This window comes from Georgenia sunbinii (assembly GCF_036421875.1).
In the GTDB taxonomy this organism is placed as follows: domain Bacteria; phylum Actinomycetota; class Actinomycetes; order Actinomycetales; family Actinomycetaceae; genus Georgenia_B; species Georgenia_B sunbinii.
This window is the reverse complement of record NZ_JAZGOL010000008.1, coordinates 1-16,654: the sequence shown is the minus strand read 5'-3', so window position 1 is coordinate 16,654 and position 16,654 is coordinate 1. Positions and strand designations below refer to the sequence as shown.

Genomic DNA, 16,654 nt, shown 5'->3' with positions numbered 1-16,654 from the left:
ACCGGCCCGCAGCGACGACGGGTCGCTGCGGGCCGGCTCAGCGCACCGCCGGGCTCAGCCTCCCGCGAGGCTCACCGCACCGGCGGGGCGGGCGGCGGGGCGTCGGGGCCGGAGGCGGCGTGCCGGCCGGGGGTCACGTCGTCGTCCGGCCGGTCCACGACGGGCTGCTCCTCGTCCGCCGGCCGCGGCTCGGCAGCCTGCTGCCGCTCGGGGTCGAGGTCGGGGTCGATGGCGTCGGCGTCGGCGCGCTCACGCTCCACCTGGCCGCGCGCGTCGTCGGCCGCCGAGGTGCGCTGCCGGGCCTCCTGCTCCAGCCGCGCCGCGTCCACCTTGGCCCGCTCGGCCTCGGCCTGCGCCTGCATGGCGGCCGCTTCACGCTCACGGGCGGCCAGGTCTTGGTCCTCGGCGTGGGTGCGGAGGTCGGCAGCGTGGGCGCGGTCCTTCTCCTGACGCTCGCGCTCGCGCCGCCGCTGGGCTTCCTCCTCTTCGGCGCGCTTGCGCTGACCACTCCTCATGGCTGCGACGACGACGGCGATGACGATCGCCAGTACGACGACGCCGATGACGATCCAGATCCAGGTGTCCATCGGTCTACTCCTGTTCGTCGGGGGGACCCCCACTCAACTGGAGGCGGCGGGTCGCCGCGACCTGAGCGGCGCGCACCCAGGGGCCCGGGGAGCCGGACGCCCACCCTCGGGGCGAGGTAGGGCACGCCCCACCATGAGGACACCGGGAGCCACCACTGACCCGGCGCGGCTGGCCCAGGAGGCTGGTGACATGACCATTCCAGCCGTGACATCCCGCCCTGCGCCGAGCGCGCCGGCGGCCACCGGAGCGGCAGCAGCCGGCCGCGACCGCTTCATCGACGTCCTGCGGCTGGCCGCGATGGCGCTGGTGATCCTCCAGCACTGGTTGATGCCGGTGCTCAGCCTCGACGACGGCGTGCTGCGGACCGGCAACGCGTTCGCCACCGACTGGGTGTGGCCGGTGACGTGGCTCAGCCAGGTGATGCCGCTGGTGTTCTTCGCCGGCGGGGCAGCCGCCGGGATCAGCCGGGCACGACGACGCACTGGCGCGGTCGTCTGGGCGGGGCGCCGGCTGTACCGGCTCGCCGTGCCGGTCCTCGTGCTCGCTGCCGTCTGGCTGCCGCTCGTGCCGCTGCTCACCGCCGCCGGGCTGCCGGCGCAGCCGGTGCACACCGCCGCGCGGTTCGTCGGGGCGCTGCTGTGGTTCCTCGCCCTCTACAGCCTCATCACGGTGCTGGCGCCGCTGCTCGTGCGGCTGGCGGCCCGGGCACGGGGAGGAGAGGTCGTGGCGATGGTGCTGGCCGCCGTCGTCGTCGATCTTGCTCGCTTCGAGCTCGGGATGCCGGTCGCACTCGCCTACGTCAACGTCCTGCTCGTGTGGGGCGCCGTCCACCAGGTCGGCGTCCACTACGCCGCCGGCCGGCTGTGGTGGCTGCGCGGCACCTGGGCACTGGCGGTGACGGCGGGCGGGTTCGCCGTCGTCGCCGGCGCGGTGGTGCTCGGCCCGTACCCGCCGAGCATGATCGGGATGCCGGGCGACGCGATCTCCAACATGGGTCCGCCCACGGCGGTGCTGCTCGCGCTCGCGGCCGGCCAGCTCGGGGTGGCGTTCGCGCTGCGTCCCGCCGTGCTCCGGTGGGTCGCGGACGTCCGGGTCGCGCGGGTCGTCGACCGGCTGTCCGGGCTCGTCATGACCGCCTACGTCTGGCACACCCCGGCGCTCGTGCTCGTCGGTGGTGCCGCGCTGCTCGGCCTCGGCCAGGCCACGCCCGAGCCGTTCTCCGCGGCGTGGTATCTCGGTCTGCCGCTGTGGCTCGGCGTGCTCGGCGTCGTCCTCGTCGCCGCGGTGCGGCTGTTCGGCCCGGCCGAGCGGTGGCCGGCGCCGGCCAGCACCGCGGGCCCTGGGCGGCTGGCCCTGGCGACGGTCCTCGTCGGCGGCGGGATGCTCGGGCTGACGCTCGGCGGATTCGCGCCGACGGCGGTGCTCGGCACGCTCGGACCGCTCGGCCCGGTCGCGGCGAGCCTCGCCGTCGCCGGTGGGCTCGTCGTGCTGGCACCGCGGCGCCCTACCATCGACCGATGGCTTCCCCGCCGGTCGACCACCGCCCCCACGACCACCCCGCTGGGGCCCCTCACTGCACGGACCGGAGCCTGACATGACCACCACAGCCAACACCCGCTCCCGCCACCCGGCCAGCCCGACCGGCCGCTACCGCCGCGCGGCCCAGGACAGCGGCTACCTCCTGCTGAGCCTGCCGCTGGCGATCGTCGGCTTCGTGCTCATGATCACGACGATCTCGACGTCGGCGCCCCTGCTCGTCATCCTGCTCATCGGCTTCGCCGTGCTCGCGGTGGGCCTCGCGGCCGCCAACGCCCTGGGGAACCTCGAGCGGCGGCGGCTGGCGGCGGTCGGGCACCCGATGACCGACGTGCCACGCTTCCGCAGCCCCGGCGGCCGGGTGCCGTGGGTGGTGGCGCGGCTCAGGCACGGCCAGGGCTGGCTCGACCTGCTCCACCAGCTGCTCAACTTCCCGATCTCGCTGGTCACCTTCGTCCTCACCGTCACCTGGTGGTCGGTCGGCGTCGCCGCCGCGCTCTACCCGCTCTTCGAGTGGGCGCTGCCGGCAGGTAACCAGGGCCTGGCCTACCTCCTGTCGATCGACCCGTGGCTGGAGACCGTCGGCTACATGATCGTCGGCATCCTCATGCTGCTCGCGCTGCCGTGGGTGATGCGCGGCCTCGTACTGCTCCACGCGGGCTGGGCCCGGATCACACTCGGCGCCCGAAGCGACGCACACCTGCGGGAACGGGTCGACGCGCTGACGCAGAGCCGGGCCGCCGTCGTCGGAGCCGAGGCCGAGACGCTGCGCCGGATCGAGCGCGACCTGCACGACGGCCCGCAGCAGCGGCTGGTCCGCATCTCGATGGACCTGCAGACCGCCCAGCGCCGCCTGGCCGCCGGCGACCAGAAGGCCGCCGAGCAGCTGGTGACCGCCAGCATCGGCCACGTCCAGGGCAGCCTGGCCGAGCTGCGCACCCTCTCCCGCGGCATCGCCCCGCCGATCCTCGTCGACCGAGGGCTGCGCGCCGCGGTGGTCTCGGCCGCCGGGCAGTGCCCGATCCCGGTCGAGGTGGTCGGCGACCTCGAACCAGACCAGCGCCTCGCACCAGCCCGGGAGACGGCCGCCTACTTCGTCGTCACCGAGGCACTGGCGAACGCGGCCAAGCACTCCGGCGCCGGCCGGGTGACAGTCCGGATCGACCTCGACGACGGCGTGCTGCAGGTGGTCGTGCACGACGACGGCGTCGGTGGCGCCCACGTCGGCAAGGGCCACGGGCTCGCCGGACTCGCTGACCGGCTCGCCGGCGTCGACGGCCGGCTGGAGGTCACCAGCCCCGACGGCGGGGGCACCCTGGTGCGGGCGCTGATCCCGTAGGGTCACGGCGTGCGCGTCGTGCTGGCCGAGGACTCGGTGCTCCTGCGAGAAGGACTCGTGCTGCTGCTCGGCGAGGCCGGCTGCGAGGTGGTCGACGCCGTCGGGGACGGGGACGCGCTGCTCGCGTCGGTCCGTGAGCACCGGCCCGACGTCGCCGTCGTCGACGTCCGGATGCCGCCGTCGTTCACCGACGAGGGGCTGCGCGCGGCGCTCGCGGTCCGCGCCGAGCTGCCCGGGACGGCGGTGCTGGTGCTGTCCCAGTACGTCGAGGAGTCCTACGCCGGGGACCTGCTCGCCACCGGCGGGGGCGTCGGCTACCTGCTCAAGGACCGGGTCTCGGCGCTCGACGAGCTGTCCGAGGCGCTCGAGCGGGTCGTCGCCGGCGGCACCGTGCTCGACCCGACCGTCGTCTCCCAGCTGTTCGCCGCCCGGCGCGCGACACCGCTCCAGCGACTCACGCCGCGGGAGCGCGAGGTCCTCGGCCTGATGGCGGAGGGACTGACGAACGGTGCCGTCGCCAGGGCGCTCGTCGTCAGCCTCAAGGCGGTGGAGAAGCACGTCTCGGCGATCTTCGACAAGCTCGACCTCCCGCCGTCGCAGGACGACCACCGTCGCGTCCTCGCGGTGCTGGAGTGGCTGCAGCGCGGTAGGTGAGCCGGGCGAGCGGCGCAGAGGTAGGGCCGGACGAAGGTCCCTCGTGCAGCGCCGCCCGGCCCAGGACAGTAGAGGCATGCGCATCCTCGTCGTAGCAGCCACGAAGCATGAGTCCACCGGTGAGATCGCCGACGCCATCGCCGTCGAGCTCGGCTCGCGCGGCCACGACGTCCGGCGCGAACCGATCACCGAGGCGACCATCGGGGACGCGCAGGCCGTCGTGCTCGGCTCCGCCGTCTACATGAGCCGGTGGATGGCCGACGCCCGGGTGTTCGCCTCGCAGCACGCCGAGCAGCTGGCGCAGCTGCCGGTGTGGATGTTCTCCGTCGGGCTCGCCGGCATCGAGGCCGACGACCCGGCCACCGTCGAGTCGAGCCTCGTCGCCGACATCGCGCCGGTCGGTGCCGCCGCGTTCGCCGGACGGCTCGACGAGGCCGTGCTCGGGCTGCGGGAGCGGTCGGTCGTCCGCCTCACCCGCGCTCCGAAGGGCGACCTGCGCGACTGGGACGCCGTGCGCTCGTGGGCCGGCGGGATCGACGCGGCGCTGCGGGCGGACGTCACCGAGTAGCCGGGTGGACGTCACTGAGCGGCCGAGCGGAGCGACGCACCACTTGGCAACCATCCACCGGTGTGTATAGTTATACGGGTGACTGTATCTGTGGCTGTTGCCGGAGCGAGTGGGTATGCGGGTGGCGAGGTCCTGCGCCTGCTCCTCAACCATCCCGACGTCGAGATCGGCGCGCTGACCGCGCACTCCAGCGCCGGTGACCTCCTCGGACGGCACCAGCCGCACCTCGTGCCGCTCGCCGGCCGGGTGCTCGAGCCCACCGACGCGGCGCGGCTCGCCGAGCACGACGTCGTCGTCCTCGGCCTGCCCCACGGCGCCTCGGGCGAGGTGACCGCCGCCATCGAGGCGCTGCCCGGGCCCACCCCGCTGCTCCTCGACCTCGGCGCCGACCACCGGCTCACCGACGCCGCCGCCTGGGACGCGTTCTACGGCGGGCAGTTCGCCGGCGCCTGGCCCTACGGCATGCCCGAGCTGCGCCACGCCGGGGAGACCACCGGCCCCGCCGCGGCCCAGCGCGCGCTGCTGCGCGACGCCCGCGCCATCGCCGTCCCCGGCTGCAACGTCACCGCCGTCACGCTCGCCATGCAGCCCGGCGTCAGCGCCGGCGTCGTCGACTCCGGCGACATCGTCGCGGTGCTGGCCAACGGATACTCCGGCGCCGGGAAGTCCCTCAAGCCCCACCTGCTCGCCAGCGAGGGCCTGGGCACCGCGGTGCCTTACGCCGTCGGCGGCAGCCACCGGCACGTCCCGGAGATCGAGCAGAACCTGCAGCGCGCTGGGGCCGGCTCGGTGCGGATCTCGTTCACGCCCACCCTCGTCCCGATGGCCCGCGGCATCCTCGCCACCGTCACCGCGCCGCTCGCCCCCGGGGCGACGGCGGACCAGGTGCGTGCCGCCTGGCAGCAGGCCTGCGCCGACGAGCCCTTCCTCCACCTGCTTCCCGAGGGGCAGTGGCCCACCACCGCCGCCACGCTCGGCTCCAACAGCGCGCACGTCCAGGTGACCGTCGACGAGCGCGCCGGCCGCGTCGTGGCGATCTGCGCGATCGACAACCTCGTCAAGGGCACCGCCGGCGCCGCCGTCCAGTCGATGAACCTCGCGCTCGGACTGCCCGAGCAGCGCGGCCTGAGCACCGTGGGAGTCGCACCGTGACCGAGAGCAGCGTCTCCGAGACCATCACCTCCGCCGGCGTCACCGCGCCGGGCGGGTTCCGGGCCTCGGGCATCACCGCGGGCCTCAAGGCCTCCGGCAAGCCGGACCTGGCCATCGTCGTCAACGACGGGCCGCTGCAGGCCGGCGCCGCCGTCTTCACCGCCAACCGGGTGGTCGGCGCACCGGTGATCTGGTCGCGCCAGGTCGTCGCCGACGGCGTCATCAGCGCCATCGTGCTCAACTCCGGCGGCGCGAACGTCTTCACCGGTCCCGAGGGCTTCGCCGACTCCCACCACACCGCCGAGATGGTCGCCGCCGGGCTGGGCATCTCCGCCGGTGACGTCGTCGTCTGCTCCACCGGCCTCATCGGCGTCCGGCTCGCGCACGAGACGCTCTTCGCCGGGATCGCCCCCGCGATCGATGCGCTCTCCACCGACGGCGGCCCCGACGCCGCGACCGCGATCATGACGACGGACACCGTCCCCAAGACGGCGCACGTCACGGTGCACGACGAGTCCGGCAGCTGGACGGTCGGTGGGATGGCCAAGGGTGCCGGGATGCTCGCCCCCGCACTGGCGACCATGCTCGCCGTGGTCACCACCGACGCCGTCGTCGACGCCGCGCAGGCCGACGCCGCGCTCCGGGCCGCGACCCGCACCACCTTCGACCGGATCGACTCCGACGGCGCGATGTCCACCTCGGACACCGTCACCCTCCTCGCCTCCGGGGCCAGCGGCGTCACCCCCGACCCCGCCGCCTTCGCCGCCGCCGTCACCGAGGTGTGCGCCCGGCTCGCCCGCGCGCTCATCGCCGACGCCGAGGGCGCCAGCCACGACGTCGCGGTGCGCGTGCTCGGTGCCAGCAGCGAGGACGCCGCGGTCGCCGTGGCCCGGGCCGTCACCCGGTCCAACCTCGTCAAGGCAGCGCTCTTCGGCAACGACCCGAACTGGGGCCGGATCATCGCCCAGGTGGGCACCGTTCCCGAGGACGTCGCCCCCTTCGACCCGACCCTGCTCGACGTGACGATCAACGGCGTCCAGGTGTGCCGGGCGAGCGCGGCCGCCGAGGACCCCGCCGGCGTCGACCTCGCCGCCCACCGCGAGGTCCACATCGACATCGACCTCCACGCGGGCGACGCCGAGGCAACGGTGTGGACCAACGACCTCACCCACGACTACGTCCACGAGAACAGCGCCTACTCGACATGACCGACATCCACTCCCCGTCGTCGCCGCCCCTCGACCTCGAGCTGGCCGACGAGCTGCGCCCCGACCAGAAAGCCGAGGTGCTCATCGCCGCGCTGCCGTGGCTCGAGCGCTTCGCCGGCACCCGCGTGGTCATCAAGTACGGCGGCAACGCGATGGTCGACGACCGCCTCAAGCGGGCGTTCGCCGCCGACGTGCAGTTCCTCCACCAGGTCGGCATGCAGCCGATCGTCGTCCACGGCGGCGGCCCGCAGATCTCCGCGATGCTCGAGCGCCTCGCGATCGAGTCCGAGTTCCGCGGCGGGCTGCGGGTGACCACCCCCGAGACGATGGACGTCGTGCGGATGGTGCTCACCGGCCAGGTGCAGCGCGACCTCGTCTCCCAGCTCAACGTGCGCACGTCCAACGCCGTCGGCCTGTCCGGCGAGGACGGCGGCCTGTTCCGGGCCGAGCGCCGCGTCGCGATGGTCGACGGCGAGGCGGTGGACGTCGGGCTCGTGGGCGACGTCGTCGAGGTCAACCCCGGCGCCGTCGAGGACCTGCTCGCCGCCGGGCGGATCCCGGTGGTCTCCACCATCGCGCCGGACATCGCCGACCCGACCCAGGTGCTCAACGTCAACGCCGACACCGCTGCGTCGGCGCTCGCGGTGGCGCTCGGCGCGCGCAAGCTCGTCGTGCTCACCGACGTCGAGGGCCTCTACGCCGCCTGGCCGGACCGCTCCTCGATCATCCGGGAGATCGCCGCCGCGGACCTCAGCCGCATGCTGCCCGACCTCGAGTCCGGCATGGTGCCCAAGATGGAGGCCTGCCTGCGGGCGGTACGCGGCGGCGTGCCGCAGGCGCACATCATCGACGGCCGCCAGCCGCACTCGATGCTGCTGGAGATCTTCACCGACCGGGGCGTGGGCACCCTCGTGCTGCCCGACTGGGCCCGCCGCAGCACCGACACCCCGACCCCCGTGGAGGAACCGTGACCGACATCGCCCCCGAGGCAACCGGCCTCATCGCCGGTGACGGCAGCGCCGCGGCGTGGGCCGAGCGCTACGGCCATGCCCTGATGAACACCTTCGGCCCGCCGCAGCGCGTGCTCGTGCGCGGCGAGGGCGCCTGGGTGTGGGACGCCGACGGCAAGCGCTACCTCGACCTGCTCGCCGGGATCGCGGTCAACTCCCTCGGCCACGCCCACCCGACGCTGGTCTCCGCGGTCTCCGCGCAGCTCGGCACGCTCGGCCACGTCTCGAACTTCTTCGCCACCCCGACCCAGATCCACCTCGCCGAGCGGCTGCTGGAGATCACTGTCGTCGGCGGGGCGCCGGAGGGCTCGCGGGTGTTCTTCGCGAACTCCGGCACCGAGGGCATGGAGGCCGCCTTCAAGCTGGCCCGCCGCCACGGCGGCACCGGCCGGCCGCGGATCCTCGCCCTCGAGGGCGCGTTCCACGGCCGCACCATGGGCGCGCTGGCGCTCACCCACAAGCACGCCTACCGCGAGCCGTTCGAGCCGCTGCCCGGCGGGGTCGAGCACCTGCCGTTCGGTGACCTCGCCGCGCTGGAGGCCGCGATGGGCGACGACGTCGCCGCGCTCGTCCTCGAGCCGATCCAGGGGGAGGTCGGGGTCCGGCCGCTGCCGCCCGGCTACCTCGCCGCCGCCCGCGAGCTGACGACGAGGCACGGCGCGCTGCTCATCCTCGACGAGGTGCAGACCGGCATGGGCCGCACCGGGCGCTGGATGGCCCACCACCACGACCACATTGGCGGCGGCGTGGTACCCGACGTCGTCGTGCTCGCCAAGGGTCTTGCCGGCGGGATGCCGATCGGCGCCGTCGTCGCCGTCGGCGAGGGCCCGGCGACCCTGCTCGGCCCCGGCCAGCACGGCACCACCTTCGGTGGCAACCCGGTGGCCTCGGCCGCCGCGCTGGCGACCATCCACGTCATCGAGCGCGACGGGCTGCTCGACGCCGTCACCGCCCGCGGCGCCCAGCTGCGCGACGGCGCGCTCGCGCTGGGCCACCCGCTCATCGCCGCCGCCCGCGGCGAGGGCCTGCTCGACGCCGTCGAGCTCACCCGGCCGGTGGCCAAGGACGTCCTCGCCGCGGCGCTCGACGCCGGCTACATCATCAACGCGGTAGCCGAGTCGACCATCCGGCTCGCGCCGCCCTACGTCCTCAGCCAGGAGCAGGCGGACCAGTTCCTCGCCGACCTGCCCGGCATTCTCGACTCGGTGGAGACCGCATGACCCTCGCCCACTTCCTCACCGACGACGACCTCGACCCGCAGGCCCAGCGCGACGTCCTCGACCTCGCGATGCGCCTCAAGGCCGGCACCGCTGCGCCGCGGCCGCTGGACGGCAAGTCCGTCGCGGTCATCTTCGACAAGGCGTCGACCCGCACCCGGGTGTCGTTCTCGGTCGGCATCCACGAGCTCGGCGGCTTCCCGCTCGTGCTGGACTCCGCAGCGACCCACGCCGGGCGCGGCGAGCCGATCGCCGACACCGTGCGGGTGCTCGACCGGCAGGTCGCGGCCATCGTGTGGCGGACCTTCGCCCAGGAGAACCTGGAGATCGCCGCCGCCGTGTCGCGGGTGCCGGTCGTCAACGCGCTGACCGACCTGCTCCACCCCTGCCAGATCCTCGCCGACCTGCAGACCATCGCCGAGCACCGCGGCGGGCTGGCCCCGCAGGGCCCGGCGCTCGCCGGCCGCTCGCTGGCCTACCTCGGCGACGGCGCGAACAACATGGCCCACTCCTACCTGCTCGGCGGCGCGACCGCCGGCATGGACGTCCGCATCGCCGGGCCGGAGGGCTACCTGCCCGACCCGCAGATCGTCGAGTGGGCCGGCCGGATCGCCGCCGAGACCGGCGCGCGGATCACCGTGACGAGCGACCCCGCCGAGGCGGTCGACGGCGTCACCGCGGTGGCCACCGACACGTGGATCTCCATGGGCCAGGAGGGCGAGGCGGCCGACCGCGAGGCACCGTTCGTGCCCTACCGGGTCACCGAGGAGCTCATGGCCCGCGGCGACGACGCGATCTTCCTCCACTGCCTGCCCGCCTACCGCGGCACCGAGGTGACCGGTGAGGTCATCGACGGCCCCCGCTCGGTGGTGTGGGACGAGGCGGAGAACCGGCGCCACGTGCAGAAGGCCGTCCTCGTCCACCTCCTCGGGCAGCAGCCGTGACGCCCGGCATCCCGGTGACCAAGGCGGCCCGCCACGCCCTCGTGGCGCGGCTGCTGACCCAGCGCCGCATCGCCTCGCAGTCCGAGCTCAGCGCCCAGCTCGCCGAGCAGGGCGTCCAGGTCACCCAGGCGACCCTCTCGCGCGACCTCGTCGAGCTGCGGGCCAGCAAGATCACGCTGCCCGACGGGGACCAGGTCTACGCGATCCCCGGCGCGGGCGCGGCCGCCGCGATGGGCCCGCCCGTCCCGCCGGACGACGGCCAGGTCGCCCGGCTGGCGCGCTGGTGCAGCGAGCTGCTCGTCTCCACCGAGTCCTCCGGCCAGCTCGTCGTGCTCCGTACCCCGGCCGGCGCCGCGCAGCTGCTGGCCTCCGCGGTCGACGCCGCCGTGCTGCCCGGAGTCATGGGTACGCTCGCCGGGGACGACACGGTGCTCGTCGTCGCCCGCGACGAGAGCTCCGCGACGGCCACCGCGACCCTCCTGCTCGACCTCGCCGCGCCACGATCACGGCCCGCCGCACCCGGCGAGGACGGGCTCACCACCATTCCGATCACCGCACCAGCCAAGGAAAGAGACTCCGCATGACCGACCAGACCACGCCCGCCACCACCGCCGTACCCGTGTCCGAGGGGTCCGCGCCCGCCAAGGAGCGCGTCGTCCTCGCCTACTCCGGCGGGCTCGACACCTCGGTGGCGATCGGCTGGATCGCGGAGCAGACCGGCATGGAGGTCATCGCCGTCGCCGTCGACGTCGGCCAGGGCGGGGAGGACCTCGAGGTCATCCGCCAGCGCGCGCTCGACTGCGGCGCGGTTGCCGCCTACGTCGCCGACGCCCGCGACGAGTTCGCCACCGAGTACTGCATGGCCGCGCTCAAGGCCAACGCGCTCTACCAGGACCGCTACCCGGTGGTCTCGGCGATCTCCCGCCCGGTGATCGTCAAGCACCTCGTGCGCGCCGCCCGCCAGTTCGGCGCCACCACGGTCGCCCACGGCTGCACCGGCAAGGGCAACGACCAGGTCCGCTTCGAGGTCGGCATCACGTCCCTGGCGCCGGACCTCAAGTGCCTCGCGCCGGTCCGCGACCTCGCGCTCACCCGCGACGTCGCCATCGAGTACGCCGAGAAGCACAACCTGCCGATCGAGACCACCAAGAACAACCCGTTCTCCGTCGACCAGAACGTCTGGGGCCGCGCCGTCGAGACCGGCTTCCTCGAGGACATCTGGAACGCGCCGACGAAGGACGTCTACAGCTACACCGACGACCCGGCCTTCCCGCCGGTGCCGGACGAGGTCGTCATCACCTTCGAGCAGGGCATCCCGGTGGCGCTCGACGGCGTCGCCGTCACCCCGCTGCAGGCGATCCAGGAGCTCAACCGCCGCGCCGGCGCGCAGGGCGTGGGCCGCATCGACATCGTCGAGGACCGCCTCGTGGGCATCAAGTCCCGCGAGGTGTACGAGGCGCCGGGCGCGATCGCGCTCATCACCGCCCACCAGGAGCTGGAGAACGTCACCATCGAGCGCGAGCAGGCGCGGTTCAAGAAGACCGTCGAGCAGCGCTGGGGCGAGCTGGTCTACGACGGCCAGTGGTTCTCCCCGCTGAAGAACTCGCTCGACGTGTTCATCAACGACACCCAGCGCTACGTGTCCGGCGACATCCGGCTGCACATGCACGGCGGGCGCGCCGTCGTCACCGGCCGCCGCAGCGACACCAGCCTGTACGACTTCAACCTCGCCACCTACGACGCGGGCGACACCTTCGACCAGTCCAACGCCAAGGGCTTCATCGAGATCTTCGGGATGACCGCCAAGCTGTCGGCAGCCCGCGACGTCGCCTTCGGCAACGGCGAGGACCTCGGCGCCGGGGAGCTCGAGGGCGCCGGGAATGAGTGAGCACGACGGCGGGCGGGCCGATGGGGCCGCCGGCGGCGGATCGCGGCTGAGCCTGTGGGGCGGCCGGTTCGCCGGCGGCCCCGCCGACGCGCTCGCCGAGCTGTCCCGCTCGACCCACTTCGACTGGCGGCTGGCCCGCCACGACATCGCCGGCTCCCGGGCGCACGCCCGGGCGTTGGCGGCGGCGGGGCTGCTCGACGACGCCGAGCTCAGCGGCATGATCGACGCCCTCGACCGGCTCGAGGCCGACGTCGTCTCCGGCGCGTTCGCCCCGCAGCCCGATGACGAGGACGTCCACACCGCGCTGGAGCGCGGCCTCATCGAGCGTGCCGGGGCTTCCTTGGGAGGGAAGCTGCGCGCCGGGCGTTCCCGCAACGACCAGATCGCCACGCTGGTGCGCGCCTACCTGCGCGAGCAGGCGCGCGAGCTTGCCGGCGGGGTCCTCGACGTCGTCGACTCGCTCGTCGGCCAGGCCCGCGAGCACGGCGACGCCGTGATGCCGGGCCGCACCCACCTGCAGCACGCGCAGCCGGTGCTGCTCGCCCACCACCTGCTCGCCCACGCGTGGCCGCTGCTGCGCGACGTCGAGCGGTGGCGCGACTGGGACCGGCGGGCCGGAGTTTCGCCCTACGGTTCCGGCGCGCTGGCCGGGTCCTCGCTCGGCCTCGACCCGCGTGCCGTCGCGGCGGACCTCGGGTTCACCGACTCGGTGGAGAACTCCATCGACGGCACCGCCGCGCGCGACGTCGTCGCCGAGTTCGCGTTCGTCGTCGCCATGGTGGGGGTGGACCTGTCGCGGCTGAGCGAGGAGGTCATCATCTGGGCGACGAAGGAGTTCGGCTTCGTCCGGCTCCATGACTCGTTCTCCACCGGGTCGTCGATCATGCCGCAGAAGAAGAACCCCGACGTCGCCGAGCTGGCGCGCGGCAAGTCCGGCCGGCTCATCGGCAACCTCACCGGGCTGCTCGCCACCCTCAAGGGCCTGCCGCTGGCGTACAACCGCGACCTGCAGGAGGACAAGGAGCCGGTGTTCGACGGCGTCGACACCCTCGCGGTGCTGCTGCCGGCGGTGTCCGGGATGGTCGCCACGCTCGGCTTCGACACCGAGCGGATGGCCGAGCTGGCGCCGCAGGGCTTCTCGCTGGCGACCGACATCGCTGAGTGGCTGGTGCGTGAAGGCGTGGCGTTCCGCGATGCCCACGAGATCGCCGGCTCCTGCGTGCAGGTCTGCGAGGCCGCCGGCAAGGAGCTGTGGGACCTCACCGACGACGAGCTCGCCGGCATCTCGCCGCACCTGACACCCGCGGTGCGCACCGTGCTGACCGTCGAGGGCTCGATCGCTTCCCGCGACGGCCGCGGCGGCACCGCACCGGTCCGGGTCGCCGAGCAGCTCGAGGCCGCCGCGTCGGCTGCCGCCGGCCTGCGCGCCTGGACTGCCGGGGCCAGCGCCTGACATGCCCTCCCACGCCACCCCGCCCCCGCAAACCTCGCCACTCCTCCGCGAGAGCAGGATCCTCCCCGAGAGCAGGATTGTCCGCGAGAGCAGGATTGTCGCCGAGAGCAGGATTGTCCGCGGTCGCGGGATAGTGCGTGAGAGCGGGATTGTCTGCGAGAGCAGGGTTGTCGCCGAGAGCAGGGTTGTCGCCGAGAGCGGGATTGTCCGCGGGAGCGCGATCGTTCGCGCGGACGGTGCGGCCGCGAGATGAGCGTCGACTACTCCCGCGATGCCCTCGAGGTCGCCCCGTTGCTGCTCGGCGGCCGGCTGACGGTCCGCGGCCCCGAAGGGGCGGTGAGCGTGCGACTCACCGAGGTCGAGGCCTACGAGGGCGGCCGTGACCCCGGCTCCCACGCTTTCCGCGGCCGTACCCCGCGGACCGAGGCGATGTTCCACGCCGCGGGACGGTTGTACGTCTACTTCACCTACGGCATGCACTGGTGCTGCAACGTCGTGTGCGGCCCCGAGGGCCGGGCGAGCGCGGTGCTGCTGCGCGGCGGCGAGGTCATCGAGGGGATCGAGCTGGCGCGGTCGCGCCGCGTGGCCGCCAAGCGCGACGTCGACCTCGCCCGCGGTCCGGCGCGGATGGCCCAGGCGCTCGGCCTCGACGGTAAAGACAACGACCTCGTCCTCGCCCCCGACGGGCGGGTGTCGCTGACCCCGCCGCCGGTGGCGGCAACGCAGGTCCGAACCGGTCCCCGGGTGGGCGTCGCCGGCGCCGGTGGTGACGGCCAGGTGTTCCCGTGGCGCTTCTGGCTGCCCGACGAGCCCACCGTCTCCCAGTTCCGCCCCGCCCAGCGTCGCAAGCGCTAAGTCGTGGTCGGCGCCGCCGCCGCTGCGTGCGGCCAGCCAATCGCCGTCGGGCGGGACTGGCACGGACGGATATGCCGCCGGGCGGTCGATCAGGGCAGACTGACCCCGCTGCACTGCAGCACCGATCACGGACGAGCGAGGGAAGGCAACTGACGTGAACGACATCCTGGACGAGCTGGAGTGGCGAGGGCTCATCGCCCAGTCCACCGACCGCGACGCGATCCGCGACGCACTCGCCGCCGGGCCGGTCACGTACTACTGCGGCTTCGACCCGACGGCGCCGAGCCTGCACCACGGCCACCTCGTCCAGCTGGTGCTGCTGCGTCATCTGCAGCTCGCCGGCCACCGAGCGATCGCACTCGTCGGCGGTGCGACCGGGCTTATCGGTGATCCCCGGATGTCCGGGGAGCGGACCCTCAACGACCGCGAGGTCGTCGTCGGCTGGACCGACCGGTTGCACGACCAGATCTCGCGCTTCCTCGACTTCGAGGGCGAGAACCCGGCTCGGATGGTGAACAACCTCGAGTGGACGGCGGAGCTGTCGACGCTCGACTTCCTGCGTGAGGTCGGCAAGCACTACCGGCTCGGCACCATGCTCGCCAAGGACACCGTGGCTCGCCGGCTGAACAGCGACGAGGGCATCTCGTTCACCGAGTTCAGCTACCAGATCCTCCAGGGCATGGACTTCCTCGAGCTCGCCCGCCGCTACGACTGCTCGCTGCAGACCGGCGGCAACGACCAGTGGGGCAACCTGCTCTCCGGCGTCGAGCTCGTGCGCAAGTCCGAGGGGCGCACGGTGCACGCGCTCACCACGCCGCTCATCACCAAGGCCGACGGCACCAAGTTCGGCAAGACCGAGGGCGGCGCGGTCTGGCTGGCGCCGGACATGATGAGCCCGTACGCGTTCTACCAGTTCTGGCTCAACACCGACGACGCCGATGCGGTGCGGTACCTCAAGGTGTTCACCTTCCGTACCCGCGAGGAGATCGCCGAGCTCGAGCAGGCTGTCGCCGAGCGGCCGTTCGCACGGGAGGCGCAGCGCACCCTCGCCCAGGACGTCACCACCCTGGTGCACGGCGCCGAAGCGACCGACCGTGTCGAGCGGGCCTCTCGCGCACTCTTCGGGCGCGGCGAGCTGGGTGACCTCGACGCCGACACCCTGCGCCACGCCGTCGCCGAGCTGCCGCGGGCACCGCTGCAGGTGGGGACGACGACCATCGTTGACCTGCTGGTCGACAGCGGGCTGTCAGCCGGCAGGGGCGCGGCCCGGCGGACGATCGGCGAGGGCGGGGCGTACCTCAACAACATCAAGGTCACCGACGAGGAATACGTCGTCGCCGCCGACGACGTGCTCGCCGGGCAGTGGGTGCTCCTGCGGCGCGGCAAGCGGGTGCTCGCCGTCGCCGAGGTCGACCCCTCCTGAACCGACCCGCCGCCGCGGACTGACGCCGGCTGTGCTCCACGTGCCCCTCCCGGGCCGGGGCACAGCCGGCGTTCTCGCTCCTCATACGCGCGTAACCCAGCACGGGCAGCCGGCCGCGCGCCGCGCCGTGTGAACGACGTCTCAAGGCCCGAATCGTGCCGCAGACCGCGCCTCGTGCCGGTCAGAGCCTCTAAAGCTGCAGGTCAGAAGGTCAATCTAGGCAGTTGAGGGGAGGGCCCGGGGCGGTTTGACGAAGCCGCCGGACCCCCGTAATGTTTCACCTCGTTGCCCAGGAGGACGCGGACAACGTGGCTAGGACAGCACGAAGGCCGGCACCAGGAGCGACACCCCAAAGCAGAGAGCATGACAGCGTCATGCGCTCGTGGCGGGGGCCTGAGCAGCCAGCCAGGTGCAGCTCCCCGGAGTTGCACAAGGCGGATCGCTCAGGTAAGGTTAAGAGGTTGCCCCGGTCCGGATCTGGTCTTGATAGGTCGGTTCGGACGGTGTGTGTCTGTTTCTTGAGAACTCAACAGTGTGCCAAGTTTTTTGATGCCATATGATTCTGGGTGTCATTGAGCTTCCTGCCAGTCTTGGTGGGTGGTTTGGTGGTGTTTAGGATCTATTGTTTTGTTTTGGTTATCATCTGCCTGTTATGGGTGGGTGTTGCCTGGATTGGCTCATGGCTCTTCGGGGTTGTGGGTTGTCTTCGTATGGTTGTTACCTGTGCCTTTCGGGGTGTGGGTGGCTAAGTTTTTCTACGGAGAGTTTGATCCTGGCTCAGGACGAACGCTGGCGGCGTGCTTAACACATGCAAGTCGA

General features: G+C 73.0%; 15 protein-coding genes and 1 rRNA gene. 15 read left to right on the top strand and 1 reads right to left on the bottom strand.

Going from position 1 to position 16,654, the window contains the following annotated elements:
- Positions 1–71 precede the first annotated feature (71 nt).
- The gene (locus tag V2J52_RS15490) at positions 72–587 is read right to left on the bottom strand and encodes a hypothetical protein (RefSeq protein WP_331228632.1); all 516 of its coding nucleotides are present in this window, start codon (positions 585–587) and stop codon (positions 72–74) included.
- On the opposite strand from V2J52_RS15490, the gene V2J52_RS15485 reads away from it, so the two are divergent.
- From V2J52_RS15485 to V2J52_RS15415, 15 genes are all read left to right on the top strand, one after another.
- The gene (locus V2J52_RS15485; RefSeq protein WP_434056438.1) at positions 514–2,181 is read left to right on the top strand and encodes an acyltransferase family protein; all 1,668 of its coding nucleotides are present in this window, start codon (positions 514–516) and stop codon (positions 2,179–2,181) included. The genes V2J52_RS15490 and V2J52_RS15485 overlap by 74 nt on opposite strands.
- Before the next feature lies 1 nt (position 2,182).
- Positions 2,183–3,463: a sensor histidine kinase gene (locus V2J52_RS15480; protein ID WP_331228630.1), complete on the top strand. Its 1,281-nt coding sequence runs from the start codon at positions 2,183–2,185 to the stop codon at positions 3,461–3,463.
- Positions 3,464–3,472: 9 nt separating this feature from the next.
- Positions 3,473–4,117: a response regulator transcription factor gene (locus V2J52_RS15475; protein ID WP_331228629.1), complete on the top strand. Its 645-nt coding sequence runs from the start codon at positions 3,473–3,475 to the stop codon at positions 4,115–4,117.
- A 76-nt stretch (positions 4,118–4,193) separates the two neighbouring features.
- Positions 4,194–4,685 (top strand): flavodoxin domain-containing protein, encoded by a 492-nt coding sequence (locus tag V2J52_RS15470; RefSeq protein WP_331228628.1) that lies wholly within the window; start codon positions 4,194–4,196, stop codon positions 4,683–4,685.
- A 78-nt stretch (positions 4,686–4,763) separates the two neighbouring features.
- Positions 4,764–5,837 carry an N-acetyl-gamma-glutamyl-phosphate reductase gene (argC, locus tag V2J52_RS15465; protein WP_491062194.1) on the top strand — a complete coding sequence of 358 codons (1,074 nt, stop codon included), beginning with the start codon at positions 4,764–4,766 and terminating at the stop codon, positions 5,835–5,837.
- A complete protein-coding gene (gene argJ, locus V2J52_RS15460) occupies positions 5,834–7,045 on the top strand; it encodes a bifunctional glutamate N-acetyltransferase/amino-acid acetyltransferase ArgJ (protein WP_331228627.1) in 1,212 nt (403 codons plus the stop codon). Before argC ends, argJ begins: the two co-directional genes overlap by 4 nt.
- Positions 7,042–8,016 carry an acetylglutamate kinase gene (gene argB, locus V2J52_RS15455; RefSeq protein ID WP_331228626.1) on the top strand — a complete coding sequence of 325 codons (975 nt, stop codon included), beginning with the start codon at positions 7,042–7,044 and terminating at the stop codon, positions 8,014–8,016. Before argJ ends, argB begins: the two co-directional genes overlap by 4 nt.
- The gene (locus V2J52_RS15450; RefSeq protein ID WP_434056437.1) at positions 8,013–9,275 is read left to right on the top strand and encodes an acetylornithine transaminase; all 1,263 of its coding nucleotides are present in this window, start codon (positions 8,013–8,015) and stop codon (positions 9,273–9,275) included. The genes argB and V2J52_RS15450 overlap by 4 nt, the downstream gene beginning before the upstream one ends.
- On the top strand, positions 9,272–10,216 hold the full coding sequence (gene argF, locus V2J52_RS15445) for an ornithine carbamoyltransferase (protein WP_331228625.1): 945 nt from the start codon (positions 9,272–9,274) through the stop codon (positions 10,214–10,216). The genes V2J52_RS15450 and argF overlap by 4 nt, the downstream gene beginning before the upstream one ends.
- Positions 10,213–10,800, top strand: coding sequence for an arginine repressor (locus tag V2J52_RS15440; RefSeq protein ID WP_331228624.1), 588 nt, complete (start codon positions 10,213–10,215; stop codon positions 10,798–10,800). Before argF ends, V2J52_RS15440 begins: the two co-directional genes overlap by 4 nt.
- Positions 10,797–12,104: an argininosuccinate synthase gene (locus tag V2J52_RS15435; protein ID WP_331228623.1), complete on the top strand. Its 1,308-nt coding sequence runs from the start codon at positions 10,797–10,799 to the stop codon at positions 12,102–12,104. The genes V2J52_RS15440 and V2J52_RS15435 overlap by 4 nt, the downstream gene beginning before the upstream one ends.
- Entirely contained in the window at positions 12,097–13,557 is a 1,461-nt protein-coding gene (gene argH / locus V2J52_RS15430) for an argininosuccinate lyase (protein WP_331228622.1), read from the top strand. Before V2J52_RS15435 ends, argH begins: the two co-directional genes overlap by 8 nt.
- Before the next feature lie 249 nt (positions 13,558–13,806).
- Positions 13,807–14,412 (top strand): DNA-3-methyladenine glycosylase, encoded by a 606-nt coding sequence (locus V2J52_RS15425; RefSeq protein WP_331228621.1) that lies wholly within the window; start codon positions 13,807–13,809, stop codon positions 14,410–14,412.
- A 154-nt stretch (positions 14,413–14,566) separates the two neighbouring features.
- On the top strand, positions 14,567–15,835 hold the full coding sequence (gene tyrS / locus V2J52_RS15420) for a tyrosine--tRNA ligase (RefSeq protein WP_331228620.1): 1,269 nt from the start codon (positions 14,567–14,569) through the stop codon (positions 15,833–15,835).
- Between the two features lie 754 nt (positions 15,836–16,589).
- A 16S ribosomal RNA gene (locus V2J52_RS15415) occupies positions 16,590–16,654 on the top strand; the annotation flags it as partial.